Raw genomic sequence first — 22,955 nt, 5'->3', positions numbered from 1 at the left:
TCATGGTCGGACGCCTAGGACGCCCGGTAAGGCAGCGGTGCGGCCTTGCGTCTCGGGCGGGGAATCCGCGGCGGCGGAAATGCGATTGCCCTCCCGCGCGGCGCGAGGGCAATCGCTGTCCTTGTCGAGCGCGCTATTCGGTCTTGCCGATGACGACCGGCTCGCCGTTGCGGATGGCGCCGACATAGTTGACGGTCAGAACCTCGCCGTCGACGCCGTAAAGGTCCTTGCCGCCGAGGGTCAGCGTGTCGCCTTGCACGGACTCCATCGGCAGCACCTTCGGGAAGGCCGCGGCCGCCGCGACCGGATCATCCGCGTCGCCGCCCGCCGCGATCGCCGCGAGCATCACCTTGGCCCCGTCATAGAACGAGACGATGATCTCGTTCGGCACATGCCCCTCGGACGCCTGGTAGGCGGCGGCGAGGCGCTTGAAGCCTTCGTTCTGCTGGTCGGCATAGAGCATGTTGATGATGCCCTCGGCGGCCTCGACGCCCGCCGCCTTGACGATGTCGTAGGGGCCCGCGCCGCCCATCTTGGTGAACAGGCCCTTGTAGCCAAGCTCGCGCGCCTGCCGCACGATCAGGCCCGCCGTCGCCGGCGAGGTGCCGCCCATCTCGACGATCTCGGGGTTCATCGCGATGATCTTGGTGATCATCGGCGCGAAGTCGCTCTGGGTCCGCTCGAACAGCTCTTCCCCGACGACCTCGAAGCCGTTCTGGGAGAAATGCTCCTTGAACAGGCGCGTCTGGTCCCAGCCGGTCTCGTCGTTCGGATTGACGATCACCACGCGGCGCTCGGTGAGATTGTCGGCCATCCACTTGACGAAGGGCGGAACGTAGCTGACCGGCGCCGAATACATGCGGAACAGCTGGTGCGTGTTCTCGTCCAGCGCCTGGGTGGTATAGGACGCGGTGATCGCCAGAACGCCGTCGTCCTCGATGTTCTGCTTCAGAGCCATGGTGCCGGAGGAGGAGACGAGCACGATGTACTTGACCCCGTCCTGGTTCACCAGCCGGTTATAGGCCGCCACCGCGTCGGCGGCCGCGTACTTGTCGTCGTAGGAAATGACCTCGACCTGATGCTTGACGCCGCCGATGTCGAGGCCGCCGGCCTCGTTGATGTCCTTGGCGGCAAGCTCGGTGCCGACCTTGGCGGCCATGCCCCACGGCGCGCCGCCGCCCGTGAGCGGGGCGATGACGCCGACCTTGAGGGTTTCGGCCGATGCTGCCGACGCCATGAGAAGTGCCGCCGCGGCGGCGAGTAGAGTCCTGATCTTCATCCAATCCTCCCTGGTTGTCCGGGCGGTCATCCGCCCAGATAGGCTTCCCGGACCCGCGGGTCCGCAAGTATTTCCGCGCTCGTGCCGGACATCACCATCCGCCCGGTCTCAAGCACGTAGGCCTGCCTGGAAATCTTCAGCGCCTGCGTCGCGTTCTGCTCGACCAGCACCACCGAGATCCCTTCCTCGCAGATGCGCTGCACCGTCTGCAGCACTTCCTGGATCACCTTCGGCGCGAGGCCGAGCGTCGGCTCGTCCAGAAGCAGGAGCTGCGGGTTGCCCATCAGCGCGCGGGCGATGGCGACCATCTGCTGCTCGCCGCCGGACAGGCTGGACGCCTGCTGCTGCGCGCGCTCGGCGACCCGCGGGAACAGGCGATGCACGAAAGCGAGCCGCTCGCGCACCGTCTCGCGGTCGCGCACCAGATACGCGCCCATGCGCACGTTCTCGGCCACGGTCATCTCGGGAAAGAGCTTGCGCCCTTCCGGGCACAGGATGATGCCCCGCCCGACGAGCTTGCTGGTCGACACGCCGTCGATCGCCTCGCCGCGGTGACGGATCGAGCCTTCCACGGCCGGCACGAGGCCGACGATGGTGCGGAACAGCGTCGACTTGCCCGCGCCGTTGGCGCCGAGCACGCTGGTGATCTCGCCGGCCGGCGCGGTCAGCGAGACCTTGTCGAGCGCGAGGGTGCTGCCGTAGCGCACCGTCAGATCGGTGACCTCAAGCATCGATATGCTCCGTGCCGAGATAGGCATCGATCACCGCCGGATCGCTGCGGATCTCGGCCGGCGTGCCGATCGCGACGTGCCGGCCGTAGCTGATCACCTTGATCCGGTCGCACAGGCTCATGACCATTCTCATGTCGTGCTCGATCAGCAGGATGCCGATGCCGAAATCGTCGCGGATGCCGCGGATCAGCCGCGTCATCTCCACCTTCTCCGACGAGTTCAGCCCCGCGGCCGGCTCGTCCATCAGCATCAGGCTCGGCTGCTGGACGAGCGCCATCCCGACGCCGAGCACCTTCTGCAGGCCGTAGGCGAGGCTGGCGGCGTCGACCTCGGCATAAGGCTCCAGCCCGAGGCGGGCCATGACCTGATCGACCGGCAGGCCCGGGCGCTGCGGCGAGCGGCGCAGGAGCCAGGCCAGCGGCGAATAGGTCGACAGGAAGGACCTGCTTCGCTCCAGCGTCTCGCGCACAGTCCGTCCAGGGAAAACCGTCGTCGCCTGGAAGGTCCGGCCGATGCCGAGGCGGGCGATCTGGTCCGGCCGCTTGCCCTGCAGCGGAACCCCGTCGAGCAGCGCCGTGCCGTCGGTCGGCTTGTGAACGCCGGCGATGACGTTGAAAAGCGTGGTCTTCCCGGCGCCGTTCGGGCCGATGACGCCGAGGATCTCGCCCGGCACGACCTCGAGCGATATGTCGTCCAGCGCCCGCAGGCCGCCGAAGCTCCGCCCCAGCCCGTTTATCGTCAGACGCCCGCTCATTTCGCTCTCGCGAGCTTGCGCAGGGCGGGCAGGCCCTTCGCCGATTCCGCCCCCGTGCCGAACAGGAAGCCGGTGATGCCGGTGCGGAAGAAGGCCATGAACAGGATGAGCAGCGCGCCATAGGCAAGCAGCTGGTATTGCTGGGCGTCGCGCAGGATTTCGGGCAGCGGCACCAGAAGGATGGCGCCGACGACCGGGCCGAAGGGCGAGCGTATCCCGCCGATGACGTTGATGACCAGGATGTTGACGGAAATGGCGAAGGTGAAGGCGGCCGGCGACAGGAAGCCGATGAAATGCGCGTAGACGCCGCCGGCGATCCCCGCCATCAGGCCGCTGAGGCCGAAAGTCCAGACGCGCCAGCGCATGACGTCGACCCCGAGGGCGCGGGAAAGGTCCTCGTTCTCCTCGATCGAATGCATCACCCAGCCGGCGCGCGAGCGGTCGAGCAGATAGGTCGCGAGAAAGGCGAGAGCGAACAGGAAGAGCGCGAACGGATACAGCGCCTCGGGGCGCGCGAGGCGGATCCCGAACAGCTCCATGCGCGGGATGTTGAACAGGCCGCTGTTGCCGCCGGTGACGCCGACCCAGTCCTGGAGGATCAGGTTGACCACCTGCGCCAGCGCGAAGGTCAGCAGCACGAAGTAGACGCCGCGGATATGCAGCAGGAGCGGCCCGAGGACGAGCGCGAGGATGCCCGAGGCGATGCCGGCGAGGACGATGGCCAGCACCGGCGGCAGGCCCCAGGCCATGGTCATCAGGGCCGAGCCGTAGGCGCCCGTCGACATGAACACGACCTGCGCCAGCGAGAGCTGGCCGACCTTGAGCATGAGGTTCATGCTGAAGGCCATGATGCCCATCAGGCAGACCATGACGGCGATGTGGGAGAGGTATCGGTCGCCGATCAGCATCGGCGCGACGGCAAGGACCACGATGGCCAGAAGGGTCGCGAGCTGGCGCATCATACCGCCTTCCCGAACAGGCCGCGCGGGCGCACCAGGACGACCAGCACCACCAGCGCGAAGGAGGCGATCAGCGCCGCCGTCGAGTGCATCGCCGAGGCGAAGGCGGATTCCACCAGGCCGATCACCAGCCCGCCGACGACCGCGCCGGGAATGCTGCCGAGGCCGCCGAGCACGACGACGACGAACGCCTTGAGCATCGGCAGCTCGCCCATATAGGGCGCGACGGAATAGATCGGCGCCATCAGCCCGCCGGCCGCGGCGGCGAGCCCGGCGGCGATGGCGAAGGCCAGCGCCGACACCGAGCCGATGCGCACCCCCATCAGCGACGCCGTCTCGGCATCCTGCGCCACGGCCTGCATGGCGAGGCCGGTGCGCGAGCGCGTCAGGAACAGGTAGAACAGGGCGATGATGGCAAGCGCCACCCCGCCGACGAACAGCCGGTCATAGGGCACGACCAGCCCGCCGAAATCGAGCGCGCCCGAGACCGGCCGTTCCATCGCCTGCCACTGCGGGCCCATGACGATCAGCGCCGCCGCCTGTAGCGAGATGGCGATGCCGAGCGACATGATCATGCCGTTGAGCTCGGTGTTGACGAAGGGGCGGAACAGGAAGCGCTCGATCAGCGCGCCCAGCCCCGCCGTGAGCAGCGCGGCCAGGAGGACCGCGACGAAATAGTTCATGCCGTTATGGGCGTAGAGGATCAGCACGAGGCTGGCGCCGACCATATAGAGCTCGCCATGCGCGAAGTTCACGATGCGCATGATCCCGAAGATCAGGGTGAAGCCCAGCGCCATCAGGATGTACACCATCCCCGACAGCAGGCCGTTGGCGATAATCTGCAGGATGAACTGGGTCATCCGGTTGCAGCCCGACTGCGCATTCGATCCTCCAGCCGGACAGCATCATCCGAAGGCCGCCGCGAAGGCGGTCTCCCCTGACATCCCGGTCTTCCAAACGACAGGGCGGCGATCCTGAATGCCCGCTCCTCCCTTGAATTGAATCTCTATCAATTAGATGATTAGGATGCAAGTGGAAATTCCCCGGATGAGGGGAACCGCGTCACGGCGCAGGGCGATGAACACCGGCAGCAAGAAGGCGGAGCATCCGGAATGCCGTCGATCCGGCATCCCTTGCCCGCGTCATCCGCATGAGACCCGCTCGCCGGCCCTGCGGGCGCGATCGGGCTGGCAGGGAGCGTCGTCGACGGAACACGATGCCGTCTCCACGGCGCCGCGCCCATCCTCCGTCCAGCCTGCCATGAAGGGTTGGTCGACGTTGATCGAAACGGGCGGCGAAGCGCGCCGGCGCCTGACGCCGCCCGGAATCCCGGCCTATGCGGGCCTGCGCGATCCGGCCGCTTCGAGCGCCGCCGCGCGGGAGAGAAGCCGCAGGGCGATCCGCTTGTGCGCGATGTCGACCATGCGGCCGTCGAGCCGCGCGACGCCGCGATCCGCGAGGAGCTCCACCACTCGGCGCGCCCAGTCGAGCTGGCCGTCGTCCGGCGTCAGGACGCGATTGATGATCTCGACCTGCGCCGGATGGATGGCCGCCTTGGCGACGAACCCGTCGCGCAGCGCCGCCCGGACTTCCGCTTCCAGCCCGGCCGGATCGCGGAAATCGGTGTAGACGGCATCGACCGCCGCGATGCCCGTCGCGTTGGCGGCATAAAGGCATTGCGAGCGAGCGAAGCGATAGGGAAAGGTGTAGTGGCCTTCCTCGTCGCGGTTGGCCATGGCGCCGAGCGCGGCGGCAAGGTCCTCGCCGCCCCACAGCATGCCCCACAGCCGTTCCTGGCCCTCGCCGGTCGGCGATGCCAGCGACAGCGTCGCGGCCGCGGTCTCGGTGGCGACCGTCAGGATGCGCGTCGTGCCGGCCTCGACCGCCTCCCGCGCCTCGAGCGCGTCGAGCATGTGGGAAAGCCGCGCCACTTCCGCCGGGCCATGCGCCTTGGGCAGCACGACGCCCCACGGGCGCCCGCCGAGGACGGCCGCCGCGTCGGTCGCCGTCAGGCCGGTGTCGAACGCGTTGAGGCGCACGAACACCGCCTTGCCGCCGCGCTCCGCGTGATCGAGAACCTGCCGCGCGACCTCACGGGCGGCGGCCTTCCGGTCCGGCGCGACCGCGTCCTCCAGGTCGATGATGACCGCGTCGGCCGCCGAGGCCAGCGCCTTGAGGATGATGTCCTCCCGGTCGCCCGGCACGAACAGCAGCGAGCGGATGCCCTCTCCCGTCATCGTCATTCCAGCCCGAAGCTGAGGAAGCCATCCGCCGGGAACGTGTCATAGACCCGCTTTCCGAGCAGGTCCTTCAGAGCCTCCGTCGCGCCGCCGCCGAGCGTGCCGTAGCGCGCGCCGCGATAGAAGTGCGACACCGGATAATCGTCGGTGAAGCCGTAGCCGCCATGCAGCTGCACGGCGTCGCTGGTGACGCGGATGGCCATCTCGTTGGTGGTGATCTTGGCCAGCGCCGCGAGGTAGGGATCGGGGAACGGATCGGCCGAGGCCGCGGCGCGATAGAGGATCGACCGGGCCACCTCGATCTCGCGCAGCATCTCGGCGAGCTTCCAGCGGTTGCCCTGCATCGAGCCCGTCGGGCGGTTGTAGATCGTGCGCTCGCGCACATATTTGACCGCTTCCTCGAACGCGCCTTCGGCAAGCCCGAGCGAGACGGAGGGGTTCATGCAGCGCTGCGTGTTGAACGCCGTCAGCAGCCGCTTGAAGCCGTTGTCGTGGATGATGAGGTTTTCCAGCGGCAGCTCGACATTGTTGAACTGGATTTCCGCAAGGTTCTCGCCGCCCATCGTGTGATAGCGCGCCGTCACCTCGAAGCCCGGCGTCTTCGGATCGACCAGGACGCAGCCGATGCCCTCGCGGCCGGGCACGCCGTTGACGCGGGTGAAGACGATGAAGCAATGCGCCTCGTCGGCGCGGCTGATGAGCGTCTTCACGCCGTTCAGCACGACCTTGTCGCCCTTGACCTCGGTGTTGGTCCGGTAGTTGGCGACGTCGGTGCCGGCATGGGGCTCGGTCATGCAGATGGCGAGGATGGTCTCGCCGGTGACGACGCCCGGCAGGAATTTTTCCTGCACGTGCCGGGGCGCATAGTTGGCGATGATCCGGTTCTGCGCGCCCATCGCGCTCATCACCGCCATCGAGGTGCAGTAGCAGACCTTGGCGATCTCCTCGAGCACCAGCACGCAGTCCAGCACCGGCAGACCGAGGCCGCCGAATTCCTCCGGCACGGCCATGCCCAGCACGCCGATCTCGGCGAGGTCGCGGATGTTCTCGTACGGGAACGTCCCGTCCTGCCACTTCTTCACGCGCGGCTTGAAGCGTTCCTGCACGAGGTCGCGCACGCTCGACACCATCGCGCGCTGGTCGGCGGTCAGTTCAAGTTTCATCGATCGTTCCTCCAGATGACGCCCCCGATCGCCGCCGATGCGGCCCGGGCGGCGGGGACCTATTTGAATGCGGGCGTGCGCTTCTCGGCGAAGGCGGCGAGACCTTCTGCATAATCCTCGGATTTCAGCAGGTCGACGATCGCTTCCCGCTCGATGTCGAGGCCGCCGGCAAGATCGGATTCGAGGCCGCGACGGACCACCTCTTTCAGGATGGCGCCGGTGCGCGGCGAGCGCCGCGCGACAAGGCGCGCATAGTCGAGGACGCGCTCCATCAGCCGCTCCGGCGCCACCACGTCGTTGACGAGGCCCCATTCGCCGGCTTTCGCGGCCGGGATCGGCTCGCCCGCGAACATCAGCTCGAGCGCGCGCGAGGCGCCGATGACGCGGGGAAGCCGCTGCGTGCCGCCGGCGCCGGGAATGATGCCGAGCCGCGTTTCGGTTAGGCCTATGGAGACGCCCGCCGCAGCGAACCGCAGGTCGCAGGCGAGCGCGATCTCCAGCCCGCCGCCGAGCGCCAGCCCGCCGATGGCGGCGATGGTGCAGAGCGGCGATTGCGCGATCGCGTTGGCAAGGGCGTTGATCTGCCGGTTATGCGCGTATTTCTCGTCCTCGCACAGCCCGCGCCGTTCCTTCAGGTCCGCGCCGGAGCAGAAGCCGGGGCCGTTGGCGGCAAGCACCAGCACGCGCGCGCCGTGAGCGGGCGCCGAGCCGACCGCTTCGATCATCTGCGCCAGCAAGGACCGGCTGAGGGCGTTGTAGCTCTCGGGCCGGTTCATCCGCAGCACGCAGATACCGGCTTCCGGCCATTCGATGATGAGCTGATCCGACATCCGCCTTCCCTCAGCCAGACAATCGTTCCGAGACGCCGGACGCGCGGCCGAGCTCGTCGCGGAAATCGGGATGCGCGACGGCGATGAGCGCCGCCGCGCGCGCCTTGAGGTCGAGCCCCCACAGGTCGGCGGACCCGTATTCGGTGACCAAGAGGTCGACGTCGGAGCGCGCCGTCGTCACCGGCCGGCCGCCGAGGCCCGCCACAATCTTCGAGCGCTTCCCGTCCGGCGTCACCGACGGCATCGCGATGATCGAGCGCCCGCCCGCGCCGGCCCGGCCGCCGCGGACGAAATCGACCTGGCCGCCCACGGCCCCGACATAGCGCTCCCCGGCCAGCTCGGCGTTGACCTGGCCGGAAAGGTCGATCTCGATGGCGGAGTTGATCGTGTGGAGATTTGCCAGCCGCGACAGCGTCGCCTGCGCATGGGTGTAGGTCGCGCGGCGCAGGGCGACGGCCGGGTTGGCGTCGGCGAAATCGAGCAGCCTCCGGCCGCCGAACAGGCCGCCCGTCACCGTCACCCCTGCATCCACCCCCTTGTGCAGGTTGTCGACCGCGCCGGTCTCGATGAGCGCGACCGCGCCGTCGGGAATGACGCCGCTGTGCAGGCCGAGGCCGCGATGATCCTTCAGCGCGGCGCAGACGGCCGCCGCTATCGTGCCGATGCCGATCTGGATCGTCGCGCGGTCCGGCACCAGCTCGGCGACGCGCCGCGCCACCGCGAGGTCGAGCGCGGACGGCTCGGGGTCCGGCAGCAGCGGCTCGTCGCGGTCGGCATGGGTGAAATGGGTGATGCGGCTACGCGGGATCAGGGCGTCCTGTCCGGTCAGGGGCATGCGCTCGTCGATCTCGGCGACGACGACGCGCGCCGCCGCCACCATCTCGTGGACGAAGTCGCAGATCACCCCGAGCGAAAGCATCTCGGGATCGTCGGTCGGCCTCGCCCGGATGAGGGCGACATCGACGGGGATGCGGCGCGCGGCGATCAGGCCGGGGATCGCGGAAACATGAGCGGGGACGATCCGGTTGCCGGAATAGGCTGCCGCCTTGCGCGCGTCCCCCGCCCCGTTCAGGCACAGATAGTCGAAGCCTGCCGCAGAAGGAGCATTCAGCGTCTTCGAGGTGACCATGCCGACGACCAGCGTGACGCGCGGAAGCGCTCCCTGCTGCTCCATCAACCGGTGCGTCAGCCCGACCGGCTCGCCCGGCCCCTGCGGCCACGCCACATGGTCGCCGGCACGAAGAACCACCGAAAAATCAAACTCCGCACTCGGCTTCACGTCGTCATCCGATTCAAACGGGACCGATCCGCAGGATCGCTCCATATCTCCAATATCATCTATATCAATAAAATAAGTTACGACAAGGTCAATCCCGAATCCGGGCGCGAACGGGCACAATCGGGGGATATGGCCGGAATGGCGTCGCAAGCCCCGCGCCGCCGGCGCGGGCAAGCCGTCCGGATGCGGGAACGGAGCTGGACCGCCGGAGAAGGCGTCAGTCTACGCGGCGGCCCTGACGGGGAATGACGTCCGTCGCCCGCGACAGGAGATGCTGGTAGCGTTTGCGCACGAGGTGCTGCAATTCCTGCACGTGCGAGCCCATGCGCTCCGACGCGAGCGACTCGTCGCCGGCGCGGATGGCGTCGACGATGGCCTGATGCGCCTCCGCGACATGGTGCTGATGCGTCGAGGTATAGGTGATCCCGTGCTGCTCGCCCGAGGCGAGGATGCTGATGGTGGACCAGAAGATCATCAGCACCTTGTTCTGGCTGGCTTCCGCCACCAGCGAATGGAAGCGGCGGTTCTCCTTGAGGAACTCGGCTTCGGTGGTGGCTTCCTTCAGGCGGTCGACGGAATCCTGGAGCCTGACCAGATCCTCTTCCGTGCGGGCGGAGGCGGCTTCGGCGGCAAGCGCCGGCTCGATGACCTCGCGGGCCTTCAGGACGGTGATGAACGGAACGCCGTGCAGGCGAAGATAGACCGACAGCGCATGCGCCAGCACGTCCATTCCGGGCTTGGTGACGATGATGCCGCCCTTGGGCCCCGGGCGCAATTCCAGCACGCCCTGCGCCTCGAGGATGCGCAGGCTTTCCCGCAAGGTGGGACGGCTGACCGAGAATTGCTGCAGAAGGTCGGCCTCGGTGCCGAAGCTGCTGCCCGGCTCGAGATTTGCCGTGATGATCCGCTCGAGGAGAAGCTGGGCGACATGTTCGGACTTGTTCTTTGGAATCATGGTCTCGATGCTGCTCATGTTCCCTCCATGCTGTCGCCCCGGAGCGTAAAGGGCACCTTCATCCGCGGGAAGTCCGATTCGTATCACCTCCCGATCTTCCTACGATAATCATAGAAATGAAACAGCTCATTTCGGCGTCCGAAGCGATAGTAGGCCCGGCCGCTGCCGCCGAAAGCCCTCCCCGGCGGCACGGACGTTCCTCACGCCACAGGCACGTCGATATGCTGGGGCAGCATAAACTCGCGCAGGCCGTCCTCGCCCCATTCCGAGCCGAGGCCGGAATGCTTGTATCCCGTCATCGGCGCGTCGGGCCGCAGCGGGCTGCCGCCATTGACCTGCACCGTGCCGACCCGCAGCTCGGGCACCAGCTTCAGGCATTCCGCGGTCGGGCCGAATATGTAGGCCTTCAGTCCCAGCTCGGAATCGTTGGCGATGCGAATGGCTTCCTCGACCGTGCGATAGGTCAGGACGACGGAGACGGGGCCGAATATCTCCTGGCGCGCCAGCTCCTTCGAATTGTCCAGCCCGCCCACCAGGGTGGGGTTAAGATACCATCCCTTCGGCATGTCGGGCCGCCCGCCGCCGGCGATGATCTCCGCGCCCTGCTCCACCGCCCGCGCGACCATCGCCTCGATGCGCTCGCGCTGCGCGGCGCTGACGACCGGCCCGAGGATGGTGGACGGGTCGCGCGGGTCGCCGACCTTGATCTTCTCGTAGGCCTTGCGGCTGAGCTCGCAGAACTCCCGATAGCGGGACTCCTCGACGAGGATGCGCGTCGGCGATCCGCAGCCCTGCCCCGCATTGCGCGCGTAGCGCGCATGAAGCTGGAAGGCGTAGCGCTCGAGGTCGACGCCGGGCAGCATGATCGCGGCGGACTTGCCGCCGAGCTCCAGCACGACGTCGCGCAGGCCGCCGGCGGCCTGCTGCATCACCTGGCGGCCGACATTGACCGACCCCGTGAAGCTGACCTTGTCGACGCCCGGATGCTCGGTCAGCGCCCTGCCCGCCTCGACGCCGCCGGCGATGATGTTGAGGACCCCGCGCGGAATGCCGACCTCGCGCGCCAGCTCGCCGAGCTTCAGCACGGTCAGCGGCGCCTGCGGCGAGGACAGCAGCACCGCCGTGCAGCCGGCGGCAAGCGCCGCGCCGACCTTCGTGCCGCCGATCAGGATGGGATAGTTGAAGGCGGTGATCGCCGCCACCACGCCGGCCGGGCGGTAGGCGACATAGCTCGTGGCCGTGCGCGTGGCGTTGAAGCCGAGATTGCGCGTGAAATCCCGCACGCCCTGCTCGGCGAACCAGCGGATGAAGGTTGCCGGCGTATCGATATGATTCGGCTTGAGATTCGCCGGCGTGCCGATCTCGCTGATCAACAGATCCATCAGCGCGTCGCGGCGCTCCATGAGCAGGTCGGCGAATTTCAGCAGGACGGAGCGGCGCAGCGCAGGGTCGCGCCAGCTCCGGTCTTCATCGAACGCGCGGCGCGCGGCGCGGACGGCCTCGTCGACCTGCTCCGCCGAGGCGCCCTGGAAATCGGCGACGACCTCCTCGGTCGCCGGGTTCACCACTTTCAGCCGCTCGCCCCGGCCGGGCCGGTCCTCGCCGTCGATCAGAAGCTGGGTGCGGACCGTCGTCGCGCCATGTGAGCTGTCCATTTCCGGGTTCCTCCAATCGTGGTCGCGCGCTAGAGCAATTCCAGCAAAAGTGCGAAGCGGTTTTGCGTCCGGAATTGCGTAAAAACAAAGAGATGGATCGTTTCACCGTTTCCGTGAAACGGTGAAACGATCTAGAGCCGGCCGTGCGGCAGCAGCACCTGCCGGATGACGTCGCCGCCGTTCAAGAGGTCGAGGCTGAGATTGAGGCGATCGAAGCCGATCGCCTGGCTCTTGAGCCGGTCGACGGGCATCTTCCCCGCCGAGAACAGGTCCATGTAATGCGGGATGTCGCGGTCGGGCACGCAACTGCCCATGAACGAGCCGCGGATCGCCCGCTCCTGGCTGACCAGCGCGGCGTGGTTGTAGTCGTGGCGCGTATCGGAGGCGCCGAGGCCGACGCAGATCACCTGCCCGCCCGGATGCAGCATCTCGGGGGCATAGGTCATGACCGGCCCCGCGCCCGTGATGTCGAACACGAAATCCGCGCCGCCGCCGGTCAGGTCCTTCACCTGCGCGGCGAGGTCGCCGTCGTTCCCGTCCAGCGTGTGGGTCGCGCCCAGCTCGCGGGCGATGGCGAACTTGTCCGGCCGCGTGTCGATGCCGATGATGATCGAGGCCCCGGCGATGCGCGCCGCCATGATCGAGTTCAGGCCGACGCCGCCGAGGCCGACGACCACGACCGACGCGCCGCTCTGCACCTGCGCTGTGTTGAGGACCGCGCCCGCGCCGGTGACGACGGCGCAGCCGAACAGCGCCGCGACGTCGAGCGGGATGGACGGATCGATCCGCACCAGCGAGGCCGGCATGGTGACGGCATATTCGGCGAAGCCCGACACGCCCGAATAGTGATAGATCGGCTGGCCGTTGCGGCTGAGGCGGCGCTGGCCGTTGGCGAGCAGGCCCTTGGTCCGCGGCAGCGTCACCGCCTCGCACAGCGCCGGCCGGCCGGAGCGGCAGCGCACGCAGGTGCCGCAGCCGGCGACGACCGTCATCACGACATGGTCGCCTTCCGACAGGCCGGAAACGCCGGCGCCGACCTCGCGCACGATGCCGGCGGCCTCGTGCCCGCCGACGACGGGAAGCTGCCGCTTGCGCAACCCCTTCACCTGGCTGAGGTCCGAATGGCACAGGCCCGCGGCGCGCACCTCCACCAGCACCTCGCCCGGCCCGGGGCCTTCCAGATCCACTTCCTCGATCCTGAAGGGCTCGCTCTTCTCGTACGGCGCAGGCAGGCCCTGCTCGTACATCACGGCAGCCGTCATTTTCATGTCACAGCCTCTCGATCAACACGCCCGCCTTCGGCGAAGCGCACAGCATATCATAATCATCTAGATGATAAAACAAACCTTGGCAACCGTCCCGATATGAACGGGCGGGCGGAAGGCAGACCTTCCGGCTCCCTAGCATCTCAGCCCGTCGAGAACGCTCCTGCCGGAGGCGGCATGCTCCAGCCCGTCGACGATGGCGCGAAACCGCGCGACCGTGTCGGCCGGCCAGTCGAGGCCGCTGGCGGCGAGGCAGCCCGCCATCTTGGCCTCGAAGTCGGCGCGCGTCATCCGGTTGCGGACATGGCCGCGCGGATAGTCGATCCGATGCGAGAAGGTGCCGTTTTCGGTCTCGACCTCGACATGGGCCGGTGAAATGGTGCGACCCCACGCCGCCTCGATCCCGTCGTCGACCCTGCATTCGGTCCGGGCGGCAAGGGCGAGGATTTCCGGCCGCGACAGGGCGGCCTCGGAGAGATCGTTCAGCCCGACGCCGCCGGTGACCAACGCCGCGGCAACCGTATAGGGTATCGAGAACTGCGCCTGCACCACCGTGCGCGGCGCGCGGCGTATGTCGGGCGGTGTGCAGACCGCCTCGTAGGCCTGATTGTTGACCCCGACGCGGATCGCCTTGATGGCCGACGGATCGCCGATCCGCGGACGCAGCGCCAGCGCCGCGTCGATCGCCGTGTGGTTGAAGCGGCAGCAGGGATAGGGCTTGTAGCTCAGATCGACGAAATCGAACGTCGTCCCGAGCCCCTCGCGCAGGCGCGCCGGATCGTAGCGATCGTGGAAATAGGTGCGGAAGAGACCGTCGATCCCCTCGAAGGTCTGCTGCGCGCCGCGGATGCCGATCCGGCTCATCGCGGTGGAGATCAGCCCGGTCTTGGCGGCGAAGCCGGGCTGGACGCGCTTGGTCAGGGCCGCGTCCCGCGTCACCTGATGGTTGCCCGCCGCCTGGCTGTAGGCGATGCCGAGGGCGTTGCGCATCTGCCCGGCATCGAGGCGCAGCACGCGCGCGGCCGCGGCCGTGGCGGCGAAATGGCCGAACAGCGACGTGTACATGTAGCCGCTCTCGATGATGCCGACCGTCGTCGCCATGCCGAGGCGTGAGATCAGCTCGAGCCCGACAACGACGCCGGCGACAAGATCCGCGCCCGTCGCCTCCGGCGCGACTTCCGCCGCCGCGACCGCCGCCGGGATCACGGACACCCCGGCATGGAGCACGGCGGCGTCATGCGTGTCGTCGAAATCCCGGGCATGGGACATCATGCCGTTGACCCACGCCGCCGTGGGCGCGGGGACGCGCCTGTCCGTGCACCAGATGGTCGCCTCGGGCTTGCCGCCCCAGTCCGTCACCAGCCCGGCCAGGTCCTGGACGCCGTCGGCGGAATAGCCGCCGGTGGCGCAGGCCATCGTGTCGAAGATGTTGGCCTTCGCCGCGTCGATAACCTCGGGCGAAAGGTCCGCGACGGAAAGATTCGCCGCGAAGTCGCTGAATTCCTGGGAAAAATCGCTTGTCGCGCGATCCTGTCCCGCACTGCCCTCGACTGCCATCGGCCTTCTCCCTTCAGGACGCCGCGATGCTGTCGAGCAGCTCGGCCCGGCGCTGGAGCCACCAGCCGTGCTGCGGCGGCCAATGCGCGAAGCCCGGCCCTTCCAGCGCCTCCTGCGCATGCAGCGCCCAGTTCGGGTCGTAGAGCGCCGCGCGGCCGATTGCGATCACGTCGGCATCCCCGGCTTGCAGCACGGCTTCCGCCTGCGGCCCGTCGAGGATCAGGCCGACGCCGATGGTCGGGATGCCGACCTCCCTGCGGATCGCGGCCGAGAAGGGAACCTGGAACCCGAGCCCGCGCGCGAGGCGGTTGGCGCTCGCCCGGCCGGATATCCCGCCGCTGGAGCAGTCGATCGCCTCGGCCCCCGCCTCCTTCAGCGCGGCGGCATAGGCGATCGTCTCGGGCAGCTCGTTGCCGCCGTCGGCTCCGTCGGAGCAGGAAACCCGCACCAGCAGCGCGCCGTCCGACGGCAGGATCGCCTTGATCTCGCGAACTATCTCCAGCGGCAGGCGCCAGCGATTCTCGGGGCTGCCGCCATACTCGTCCTGCCGGTGATTGGAGAGCGGCGAGACGAACTGATGCAGGAGATAGCCATGGGCGGAATGGATCTCGATCGCCCTGAAGCCGGCCGCCACCGCCCTGCGGGCCGTATCGACGAAAGCCTGCCGGATCGCGGCGATGCCTTCTTTGTCGAGCACGGCGGGCGCCGGGCGGTCGGACGCCATGGCGATCGCAGACGGCCCGACCAGTTGCCACGGCGCTTCACCCCGCTCGGCGATGTCGAGGTCGGAAAGCGCCCTGCCGCCGTCCCACGGCCGCTGGGCCGATCCCTTGCGCCCGGCATGGCCGATCTGGATCGCGGGCACCGCGCCGAGCGTGTCGATGGTATGCGCGACCTCGGCGAGAGCTTCCTGCTGGGCCTCGTTCCACAGGCCGAGGTCACCATGCGTTCCCATGCCCTGCCGGTTGACCGCGGTCACCTCGACCATGACGAGCCCCGCCCCGCCTATCGCGTAGCGGCCGTAATTCACCCGGTGCCAGGGCTGGGCAACGCCGTCGACGGCCGAATACTGGCACATCGGAGAGACCATCATCCGGTTCTTCAACGCGACGCCGCCGATCCGATAGCCCTCGAACAGCTTGCTCATTCCGGATTCTCCATATGCTCTAGTCCCGTTTCACCCATGCCGGCTGGCCGCCGCGAGGCCTTCACTCCAGCCGCGCCAGCATGTCGAGGTCGTGCGGCTTCGGCACCTCGTGCAAGAGCGCCAGCGGAAGCCCGTTGAATTCGCGAACCGGGTAGAAGTCGCAGACGAGCGGGTCATGCCCCGGGATCAGGAACTCGACGCCCTTCGCGATCCGCAGCATCTCGCTGTAGGAGCGCAGCGTCGTATCGACGCCGACCGTGAGAAGGAACGGCGAGCGCCGGGCAAGATTGGCGTAGGTGTGCGTGGCGTCGGACGCCAGCAGCACCGGCCCGCGCGGCGTGTCGATCAGCACGCCCTGAACCGCGCCGCTATGGCCCGGGAAGGAATGGAGGCTCACGCCCGGCAGCGGATGGCCGGTTCCGTCATGGAAGACCACACGCTCGGCGAAGGTGTGGCGAACGAGCGTCACGACATCCTCGACGTCGAACGGCGCGCGGATATGCCGCTCGCACATGCAGCGCCCCGTGGCGAAGGCCACCTCCGCATCCTGGATGTGGAAGCGCGCCCTGGCGAAGCGATCGAGGTTGCCGGCATGGTCGTAATGAAGGTGGGTGACGAAGACGTCCTCGATCAGGTCCGGGTCGATGCCGAGCCGGCCCAGCGCGTCGATCGGATCGAACAGCAGCGGCCGGTTGCGCTCCTTCTCGGCGCGCGCGTTGACGCCGGTATCGACGAGGAACGTGCGGTGGCGATTGTGCGCGATCCAGAAATTGAAATGCAGCGGCATCGGCGCGTCGTGAATGTCCCGGAACAGGAAATTCTCGTGCCGCCGGCGCGGTATGTGCGCGTAGGTCAGCTGGAAGACGTGATAGATGTCGTCACGGTCGCTGTCGGGCGCGGTAAGGATCGGCTCTTGCGGCATGACGGTCTCCAGTAAGGGCGTTCCTGCTTGCGGCGCCTGCCCGGCCGGCCTTCGTCCGCAAGGCATCCGGCCGCCCGGCACCTGCTTTCCGGCATTGCGCCGGACAGCTCAAGCCCGGCGCCACGCACGCCCGGCCTTTGATCGGCGGCAGGTTAGGCAGCCCTCAATGGATTGTCAAATAATTTAGATCATAGAAATCAGACTTGACGACGCTTGCGCCGGCCACCGATCTTTGTCGAATATCATAAATGAAATAGATGATTGACAGAGAACTCGTCTCCCTCATAGGCTCGGCACGAGGAAATCCACGGCTGTCCGGATGACGCGGGCCGGGTCGTTCGCGCCGCGAGGTCGCGAACCGGGAGAGCGAGATGACAGAGATTCCCGAAGATGCGCGGATCGTCCCGACGCGGCCTGTCGCGACGGCGCGCTGCCGCCAAGGGCACAGCCGATGAGCACGCATCAGGCGCTGCTCGACGAGGGCTGGCGGGTCCTGCACGACGAGACGTTCATCGGCCATATCGGGTCCGTTTATACCCGCCCGGCCGAAGGCTGCGCGGAACTCGCGATCCTCACCCTTCCGGTCCACCGGAACATGAGCGGCGCCGTGCATGGCGGCATCCTCATGTCGCTGTTCGACCGCGCGATGGGCAGGCATGTGCGCGACCTTCATCCCGGCGAGCGCTTCGCGACCGGCTCGATGACCGTCGAGTTCCTGCGCCGGGTGGATGTGGGCGATGTCATCCGCATCAGGCCGATCGTGACCAAGGACGGCCGCCGGGCGGTATTCATGCGCGGCGAAGCTTATGTCGAGGAACGGATGGTCGGCGCGGCCAGCGCCACGTTCCTCGCGATCCACTGACAGAAGCTGGAACCCGCCCGCCGTCGATGAAAACGCGGGCGAGAAGGAGGAGAAGATGAAACGCAATGCCTGCCTGACATACATTGCCGCGGCGACATCCATCGCGCTGGCTGCGCCGGCCGCCTCGGCCGAGACCATGATGGTCGGCCACGGCTTCTCGCCGACCCATTTCATCTCCAAGGATCTGACCGAACCGTGGATGGCCTGTGTCGAGGAGGGAACCGGCAAGGCGATCACCTTCGACTACTATCCGTCCGGCCAGATCGCCGCCCCCACGGCGACGCTCGACGCGCTGAACACGGGATTGCTGAACGTCTCGACCGTATCCATCGGCTACGTCACCAACAAGCTTCCGCTGAACGGCATCTCCATGCTGCCGAACATGGGCGAAACCTCGAAGCAGATGGTGGCCGCCTATCGCACCGCGCTGGAGCAGATCCCCAAACTGGCCGAGGAGCTGCGGGCGAACGGCTTCAAGCCGCTGGTCATCAATCTTTTCCCGCCCTACCAGATTCTGGGGCGCAGCGATCCGATCGACACGGCCGCGAAGTTCGAGGGACGGCTGATCCGCACAGCCGGTTCCGCCAACACGCTGACCATCCGGGAGCTCGGCGCCTCGCCGGTCGAGATGCCCGCCGCGGACATCTACATCGCGCTCGAGCGCGGGACCGTGGACGCGGCGCTGCTGGGCCTGTCCAGCATCAAGAGCTACAGCTTGCACGAGCTCTTGAAATCGATCAGCGCCAACGGCCAGTTCGGCTCCTTCACGACGCTGCTGGCGATGGACCTCGAGGATTACGAGGCGCTCTCGCAGGAGAACCGCGCCGTCGTCGACGAATGCGCGCTCAAGATCGAGGCGAACGTGGCGCAGCTGATGGACGACGAGCAGAAATCGCTTCTCGACGAGTTCGAGGCGATGGGCATCGCCATCTACCGCTATTCCGACGAGGAGCTGGCGACGCTCGCCGAGCGCATGAAGGGCGTCGAGGAGGACTTCGTCACGCGGCTTGAGGCCCGGGGCCTGCCGGCAGCCAAGGTCGGCGAAGCCTACAAGAAGATCGTCGCGGAAACGCCGACCTTCGCCGAATGAGCGGCTCCTCGCGTCTCGCCGGGCGGCGCGTCCTGATCACGGGGGGCGCCGCCGGCATCGGCAGGGCGACCGCCCTCCGCTGCCTCGCCGAGGGCGCGAGCGTCGCCCTCCTCGATCGGCAGGCAGAGCCGCTGGCAGCGGCCGCGGCGGAGCTGGGCTGCTCCGGCCACGCCGTCGACGTCACGGACGAGCAAGGGGTCGCGGACGCGATCGCCGCGGCGGCCGGGCGCATGGGCGGCATCGACGGGATCGTCAACGCCGCCGGCATCATGCTGCGCGGCAGCATCGGCGACGTCGACGGCGCGACCTGGCGGCGGGTGATCGACGTCAACCTGACCGGCCCCTACCTCGTCATCCGCGCGGCGATGAGCCACCTCGCCGCCTGCGAAGGGGCGTCGATCGTCAACATCGCCTCCGGCCAGGCGCTGCTGCCCAACAGCCCCGACCGGGCCGCCTATTCGGCGTCGAAGGGCGGCGTGCTCAACCTGAGCCGGGCGCTGGCGGCGGAGCTCGCGCCGCGCATCCGGGTGAACTGTGTCTGCCCCGGCCTGGTCGACACGGCCATGGCCGACGGGGTACGGCACAACACCGGCAATTATGCGCTCGGGCGAATCGCGGACCCGCAGGAGATCACGGCGGCTGTCGCCTTCCTGCTCAGCGCCGAGGCCTCCTTCGTCACCGGCGCCGCGCTGGCGGTGGATGGCGGGCGCAGCTTCCACTGAAGCGCCCTGAAAGCGGGAACCGCTTTCGGAACAAGGGCATGGGCGCGGAAAGGGAATCAAGGCGTGAAGAGCGGAACTGGAGGGTCGCGGCACGCTTCTCGACCCTCCCCGGGTTCCCTGCCGCAAGGCATTCCACCCCAGCCGCAGCCGCACCGGAAAGCGCAATTGACAGGCCAGCGCTATTTATATAGATGATTTATTGATATATCGTGCGCCGACTGCGCGACCAGTCCAGCAGCGTTGGGGAAGATGACGATGAGCGCCCAGGACCAGATAGCCAGCACCTACCCGCTCGAGGGAATCACGGTGCTCGATCTGACCCAGATCTATAACGGCCCCTACGCGACGTTCCTCATGGCGATGGGCGGCGCGAAGGTGATCAAGGTCGAGCCGCAGACGGGCGAGAACCTGCGCAGCCGCGGCGATCTCGGCGGCGTCGCCTACCCCTTCGCCATGCTGAACTCGAACAAGACCCCGGTGACGCTGAACCTGAAGACCGAGGCCGGCAAGATCCTGCTGCGCGAGATGGTGAAGAAGGCCGACATCCTGGTCGAGAACTTCGCGCCCGGCGTCATGGAGCGGCTGGGCCTGTCGCCGGAATCGCTGCGCGAGATCAACCCGCGCCTGATCTACGGCTCCAGCTCCGGCTACGGCAGCGACGGTCCCTACCGCAACTATCCGGCGATGGACCTCGTCATGCAGGCCATGTGCGGCGTCATCAACTCGACCGGCTTCCAGGACGGCCCGCCGGTCAAGTCCGGCGCGGCGCTGTGCGATTTCTTCGCCGGCATCCACCTGTTCTCGGCGATCATGATGGCGCTCTATCACCGCGAGCGCACCGGCGTCGGCGAGATCGTCGAGGTGAGCATGCAGGACGCGACCTATGCCTCGCTCGCCTCCAATTACGGTATGTATCACGCGCGGGGCGAAACCGCGCCCGAGCGCACCGGCAACCGCCATGGTGGGCTCGGCGTCGCGCCCTACAATGCCTATCAGGCGCGGGACGGCTACGTGGTCGTCAACGCGCCGGCCGACCATCACTGGCAGGCGATCCTCGAGGTGATCGGCCGGACCGACCTCAAGGACGACGAGCGCCTCAAGACCCGCACGGCGCGCGTCATCAATGTCGAGCTGGTCGATGCGCTGCTCGAAACCTGGATGAAGACCCAAGGCAAGGACGCCGCAGCGCAGGCGATGCTCGACAGGGCCGTTCCCTGCGCGCCGGTGCGCAAGCTCGGCGAGGTGATGAACGATGCCAACATGCTGGCGCGCGGCGCGCTGCAGAAGGTCGAGCACCCCGAGCTCGGCCCGGTCAACCTGATGCACACGCCCCTGAACATCAGGGGCCTGCCCCGGCTGCCGATCGAGCCGAGCCGGCCGCTGGGCGCCGGCAACGACGAGATCTATGCCGGCTGGCTCGGCTATTCGGCGGAAGAGATCGAGCAGTTGCGGCAGCAGGGCGTGATCTGACCGCCCGCCCCCGATCCGGCCCGACGTTCCGATCGCCGTTCTTCCGCGAAGAACGGCGATTTTTCGTTGCGCCGCGAACGGATCAGTTCACGAGATAGAGCGAGATCTGCGGGTAGGCGATCAGCAGCCCGAGCAGCACCAGCTCGGTCGCGATATACGGGCTCACGCCGATGAAGCTGGACCGCAGGTCCGTCCGGGACGAGGACGACACCACGAAGGTGACGAGCCCGAGCGGCGGCGACACGAGGCCGATCTCGGCCGTCTTGATGATGATCACGCCCCACCACACCGGATCGTAGCCCAGCCCGACCATCAGGGGCGTGGTGATCGGCGCGGTCAGGATGATGATCGCCGCCTGGTCCATGAACATGCCGAGAATGAGATAGAGCAGCACCACCAGCAGCATCACCGCCGTCGGGGCGAGGTCCGCCGCGGCGATCCATTGCAGCATGGTGTCGGTGATGCGCGAGAAGGAGATGAAATATCCGAACAGATGCGCGCTGAAGATGATCGTCATGATCATCGCCGTGATGCGCAGCGTGCCGGTGACGGCATGGACGAAGCCCGGCCGGGTCATGCGCCGGAGGCCGAGGGAAACCAGCAGCGCGCCCAGCGCGCCGATGGCGGAGATCTCCGTCGGGGTCGCGACGCCGGTATAGAGCCCGCCGAGGATCACGGCGATCAGCAGGACGATCGGCCAGACCGCGCCCCTTTCCCCCGCGCCGGCGATTTCCATTTCCCGCTGCGGATCGGGGCCCAGCGAAGGCTTCAGCCACAGGACCAGCGAGATGGTCACGATATAGCCGACGGCGGTGATGACCCCCGGGATGATGCCGGCGATGAACAGCTTGCCGATCGAGGTCTCGGTCATCAATCCGTAGAGGATGAACGCGACCGACGGCGGCACCATCACCGCGAGCGTGCCCGCTATCGCGATGGTGCCGACGGCGAAGCTGGGGCTGTAGCCCGCCCGCCGCATGGCCGGGAACGACGCCCGCGACAGGCTGGCGGCCGATGCCGTGCTGCTGCCGGTCACCGCGGCATGCACCGCCCCGGCGAGGATGACCGCCATCGCCATGCCGCCGCGGACCTTGCGCAGCAGCCGGTTGCACGCCAGCAGAAGATCCTCGGCCACCTGCCCGGTGCTCAGGAACTCCGCCATGAGCACGAACATCGGGATGGTGAGGAACAGGTAGTTTCCGATCGTGACATGCACGACCTTGGTCATCAGGGCGAGGATGGAATCGATCGGCACCAGGAGCGCGAGGCTTGCGATGCCCGCCAGGCCGAGGGCGAAGCCGATGGGGATGCCCAGCGCGATGAAGGCGAGAAGAAAGACTGTGCCGAGGGCGAAGGTCATGGGCCTACTCCGCGTGAACGGTCTTGGCGACCAGCCCGCCATCCGGGCCGATCGCGATCAGGAGGAGCCGCAGCGCCAGCAGGCCGCAGCCGACCGGGATCCATATCCACGACCACGAGACCGGCCAGTCGATCACGCCCATCACGATCTCGTCCTTGCGCACGGCGGACAGGAAATACGCGCCGCCCAGCCAGGCGAGCACGGCGATATAGCCTGCGCTGAGCAGCAGCCCGACCCGCAGGATCACCGTCCGCGGCCGGCGCGGCAGGGCTTGGACCAGCCCCTCGATGCGGATATAGCCCCCGGTGCGGAAGCCCCACGACAGGGACAGCGCGACCATGCCGACCATGAGGTACTTTTCGGTGAGATAATACTGGAAGGTCAGCGGCGCGCCGAAGATGTAGCGCAGCAGCGCATCGAGCGAGACGAGCACCATCGCGAGGAGCATGATCGCCCCGGCGAACGCGGCGGCGACGTTCTCCAGCCAGCACAAGGATCGGTCGAGCAGCGCATGCAGCGTGCCACCGTGATGACGGACTGATTGCGACATTCCTTCCTCCCGCTGCGTGGCCGGCGGCCGCCATTCCCTGCGCGCACGACGCCCCGGCACTGGCCGGCAACCATCGCGGCCGAATGGCCTGCCAGCCACCCGGCCGACATGCGCGCTCCCCCACCGGCGACTGCGAGGCGCATCGTGATGGGACTCTCTATCCAT

21 protein-coding genes are annotated in these 22,955 nt (G+C 67.7%); 4 read left to right on the top strand and 17 right to left on the bottom strand.

Features of this window, described 5'->3' with window-relative positions:
* Positions 1–133: 133 nt before the first annotated feature.
* The 15 genes from M9945_RS13965 to M9945_RS13895 all read right to left on the bottom strand — a co-directional run bounded on the left by M9945_RS13965 (position 134) and on the right by M9945_RS13895 (position 16,736).
* Positions 134–1,279 (bottom strand): ABC transporter substrate-binding protein, encoded by a 1,146-nt coding sequence (locus M9945_RS13965; RefSeq protein WP_367945089.1) that lies wholly within the window; start codon positions 1,277–1,279, stop codon positions 134–136.
* A gap of 26 nt (positions 1,280–1,305) precedes the next feature.
* Positions 1,306–2,010, bottom strand: coding sequence for an ABC transporter ATP-binding protein (locus tag M9945_RS13960; protein WP_367945088.1), 705 nt, complete (start codon positions 2,008–2,010; stop codon positions 1,306–1,308).
* Positions 2,003–2,764, bottom strand: coding sequence for an ABC transporter ATP-binding protein (locus M9945_RS13955; protein ID WP_367945087.1), 762 nt, complete (start codon positions 2,762–2,764; stop codon positions 2,003–2,005). The genes M9945_RS13960 and M9945_RS13955 overlap by 8 nt, the downstream gene beginning before the upstream one ends.
* Entirely contained in the window at positions 2,761–3,726 is a 966-nt protein-coding gene (locus M9945_RS13950; RefSeq protein WP_367945086.1) for a branched-chain amino acid ABC transporter permease, read from the bottom strand. The genes M9945_RS13955 and M9945_RS13950 overlap by 4 nt, the downstream gene beginning before the upstream one ends.
* Positions 3,723–4,583, bottom strand: coding sequence for a branched-chain amino acid ABC transporter permease (locus M9945_RS13945; RefSeq protein WP_367945085.1), 861 nt, complete (start codon positions 4,581–4,583; stop codon positions 3,723–3,725). Before M9945_RS13945 ends, M9945_RS13950 begins: the two co-directional genes overlap by 4 nt.
* A gap of 474 nt (positions 4,584–5,057) precedes the next feature.
* Positions 5,058–5,960: a CoA ester lyase gene (locus M9945_RS13940; protein WP_367945084.1), complete on the bottom strand. Its 903-nt coding sequence runs from the start codon at positions 5,958–5,960 to the stop codon at positions 5,058–5,060.
* 2 nt (positions 5,961–5,962) lie between these two features.
* Positions 5,963–7,126, bottom strand: a complete 1,164-nt coding sequence (locus M9945_RS13935; protein ID WP_367945083.1) for an acyl-CoA dehydrogenase family protein — start codon at positions 7,124–7,126, stop codon at positions 5,963–5,965.
* 59 nt (positions 7,127–7,185) lie between these two features.
* Positions 7,186–7,956 carry an enoyl-CoA hydratase/isomerase family protein gene (locus M9945_RS13930; RefSeq protein WP_367945082.1) on the bottom strand — a complete coding sequence of 257 codons (771 nt, stop codon included), beginning with the start codon at positions 7,954–7,956 and terminating at the stop codon, positions 7,186–7,188.
* Between the two features lie 10 nt (positions 7,957–7,966).
* A complete protein-coding gene (locus M9945_RS13925; protein ID WP_367945081.1) occupies positions 7,967–9,205 on the bottom strand; it encodes an acetyl-CoA hydrolase/transferase family protein in 1,239 nt (412 codons plus the stop codon).
* Between the two features lie 247 nt (positions 9,206–9,452).
* Positions 9,453–10,208, bottom strand: a complete 756-nt coding sequence (locus M9945_RS13920) for a FadR/GntR family transcriptional regulator (protein ID WP_367945080.1) — start codon at positions 10,206–10,208, stop codon at positions 9,453–9,455.
* Positions 10,209–10,390: 182 nt separating this feature from the next.
* On the bottom strand, positions 10,391–11,845 hold the full coding sequence (locus tag M9945_RS13915; protein ID WP_367945079.1) for an aldehyde dehydrogenase family protein: 1,455 nt from the start codon (positions 11,843–11,845) through the stop codon (positions 10,391–10,393).
* 131 nt (positions 11,846–11,976) lie between these two features.
* A complete protein-coding gene (locus M9945_RS13910) occupies positions 11,977–13,113 on the bottom strand; it encodes a zinc-binding dehydrogenase (RefSeq protein ID WP_367945078.1) in 1,137 nt (378 codons plus the stop codon).
* A gap of 132 nt (positions 13,114–13,245) precedes the next feature.
* The gene (locus tag M9945_RS13905) at positions 13,246–14,667 is read right to left on the bottom strand and encodes an MmgE/PrpD family protein (RefSeq protein ID WP_367945077.1); all 1,422 of its coding nucleotides are present in this window, start codon (positions 14,665–14,667) and stop codon (positions 13,246–13,248) included.
* A 13-nt stretch (positions 14,668–14,680) separates the two neighbouring features.
* Positions 14,681–15,814 (bottom strand): NADH:flavin oxidoreductase/NADH oxidase, encoded by a 1,134-nt coding sequence (locus tag M9945_RS13900; protein ID WP_367945076.1) that lies wholly within the window; start codon positions 15,812–15,814, stop codon positions 14,681–14,683.
* A 61-nt stretch (positions 15,815–15,875) separates the two neighbouring features.
* Positions 15,876–16,736 (bottom strand): N-acyl homoserine lactonase family protein, encoded by an 861-nt coding sequence (locus M9945_RS13895; protein WP_367945075.1) that lies wholly within the window; start codon positions 16,734–16,736, stop codon positions 15,876–15,878.
* Between the two features lie 451 nt (positions 16,737–17,187).
* Between M9945_RS13895 and M9945_RS13890 the strand changes: the two genes are divergently transcribed.
* The 4 genes from M9945_RS13890 (at position 17,188) to M9945_RS13875 (ending at position 20,880) form a co-directional block, all read left to right on the top strand.
* Positions 17,188–17,598, top strand: coding sequence for a PaaI family thioesterase (locus M9945_RS13890; protein WP_367945074.1), 411 nt, complete (start codon positions 17,188–17,190; stop codon positions 17,596–17,598).
* Positions 17,599–17,653: 55 nt separating this feature from the next.
* Positions 17,654–18,688 (top strand): TRAP transporter substrate-binding protein DctP, encoded by a 1,035-nt coding sequence (gene dctP / locus M9945_RS13885; RefSeq protein WP_367945073.1) that lies wholly within the window; start codon positions 17,654–17,656, stop codon positions 18,686–18,688.
* Complete coding sequence (locus M9945_RS13880; RefSeq protein WP_367945072.1) at positions 18,685–19,410, top strand: SDR family NAD(P)-dependent oxidoreductase; 726 nt, start codon at positions 18,685–18,687, stop codon at positions 19,408–19,410. Before dctP ends, M9945_RS13880 begins: the two co-directional genes overlap by 4 nt.
* 255 nt (positions 19,411–19,665) lie before the next feature.
* The gene (locus M9945_RS13875) at positions 19,666–20,880 is read left to right on the top strand and encodes a CaiB/BaiF CoA transferase family protein (RefSeq protein ID WP_367945071.1); all 1,215 of its coding nucleotides are present in this window, start codon (positions 19,666–19,668) and stop codon (positions 20,878–20,880) included.
* Between the two features lie 82 nt (positions 20,881–20,962).
* Here M9945_RS13875 and M9945_RS13870 read toward each other — a convergent pair whose 3' ends face one another.
* Together M9945_RS13870 and M9945_RS13865 are read right to left on the bottom strand one after the other, a co-directional pair.
* Positions 20,963–22,240 carry a TRAP transporter large permease gene (locus tag M9945_RS13870; RefSeq protein WP_367945070.1) on the bottom strand — a complete coding sequence of 426 codons (1,278 nt, stop codon included), beginning with the start codon at positions 22,238–22,240 and terminating at the stop codon, positions 20,963–20,965.
* Between the two features lie 4 nt (positions 22,241–22,244).
* The gene (locus M9945_RS13865; protein WP_367945069.1) at positions 22,245–22,790 is read right to left on the bottom strand and encodes a TRAP transporter small permease; all 546 of its coding nucleotides are present in this window, start codon (positions 22,788–22,790) and stop codon (positions 22,245–22,247) included.
* Positions 22,791–22,955 lie beyond the last annotated feature (165 nt).

The organism is Aquamicrobium sp., assembly GCF_023954335.1.
In the GTDB taxonomy this organism is placed as follows: Bacteria; Pseudomonadota; Alphaproteobacteria; order Rhizobiales; family Rhizobiaceae; genus Aerobium.
Note: the sequence above shows the minus strand (reverse complement) of the source record. Positions and strands in the feature narration are given on the sequence as shown.